The sequence below is a fragment of the Pseudophaeobacter leonis genome (assembly GCF_002087335.1).
GTDB classification, from domain to species: domain Bacteria; phylum Pseudomonadota; class Alphaproteobacteria; order Rhodobacterales; family Rhodobacteraceae; genus Pseudophaeobacter; species Pseudophaeobacter leonis.
Genome location: NZ_MWVJ01000019.1, coordinates 1 through 1,317, shown reverse-complemented (window position 1 = coordinate 1,317; position 1,317 = coordinate 1). Strand labels below are relative to the sequence as shown.

Genomic DNA, 1,317 nt, shown 5'->3' with positions numbered 1-1,317 from the left:
TGAACCGCGCCGTGTTTGTCGGAGGCTGATTTGTCTTAGTTACGCTGCGATGTCTGATCTTTCCAGAGCGGCATAGAAGTTGTCCTCGGCTTCGGCAGGTGGGATATTCCCGATAGGTTCAAGCAGGCGCCGTTTGTTGAACCAGTCGACCCATTCGAGGGTGGCATATTCGACGGCTTCAAAGCTACGCCATGGCCCGCGTCTGTGGATGACCTCGGCTTTGAACAAACCGTTGATCGTTTCGGCCATGGCATTGTCATAGGAATCCCCGACACTGCCGACAGACAGCGCAATCTTTGCTTCCGCCAACCGTTCTGTGTACTTGATCGACAAATATTGCGCCCCGCGATCTGAATGATGCACGAGTTGATCCTGTGCTGGCCTGCGTTGATGAATGGCTTGTTCCAAAGCATCTAGAACAAAGCCTGCGTTGGCAGTGCGGCTGGCACGCCATCCGACGATCCGCCGTGCGAACACGTCGATGACGAAGGCGACGTAGACGAACCCTTGCCACGTCGCGACATAGGTAAAATCGCTGACCCACAAGACGTTTGGTGCAGGTGCATAGAACTGGCGGTTCACCTTATCCAATGGGCATGGCTGAGATTTGTCCGGGATTGTCGTTTGGACCTTTTTGCCGCGAATGACGCCTTCAAGGCCCATATCCTTCATCAACCGGGCGACGGTGCAGCGCGCGATGTGAAAGCCTTCCGGCGCATCTGATGCCAGATTTTGCGCACGCCATAGACCTTGTAGTTCTGCTCCCAGACGCGCTCAATCTCGGGCCGCAGGTCTTTGTCGCGCCTTGCCCGATCCGACAGCAACTTGGGGTTCGCCCTCTTGGCCATGTGATCGTAGAAAGTTGACGGGGCAATCGGCAGGTGCTTGCAAATTGGCTCGACCCCAATGTCATCCCGGTGATCCTCTATGAACTGGATCATCGTTTGAGTGGGCGGTCGAGCTCCGCCTGGGCAAAATATGCGGACGCTTTGCGAAGAATCTCGTTGGCCTGTTTGAGCTCGCGCACCTCACGCTCAAGGGCTTTCATCTTCTCGGCCACCTCAGTCGTCACACCGCCTCGCTGGCCGCTATCGACTTCCGTCTTTTTGACCCATTCATTCAGCGTTTGCGGCGCACAACCGATCTTAGCTGAAATCGACAAGATCGCAGACCAGCGGCTGTCATGCTGCCCTTGATTGTCCAAACCATGCGAACAGCTCGCTCGCGCACTTCGGGGGAATACTTGTTCGTTGTCTTGTTCATGATGCTCCATCCTACTCATGAGTTGGAGCCTCCGGCAAACCCGGTGCAGTTCAT

At 55.6% G+C, this 1,317-nt stretch carries 1 pseudogene and 1 other annotated feature; the pseudogene reads right to left on the bottom strand.

Annotated elements, in window-relative coordinates:
- Positions 1 to 39: 39 nt before the first annotated feature.
- Positions 40 to 1,263: pseudogene (locus B4968_RS06350) on the bottom strand (IS3 family transposase).
- Positions 867 to 983 (bottom strand) — a sequence feature (AL1L pseudoknot). Its footprint overlaps the pseudogene before it by 117 nt.
- Positions 1,264 to 1,317: the final 54 nt, after the last annotated feature.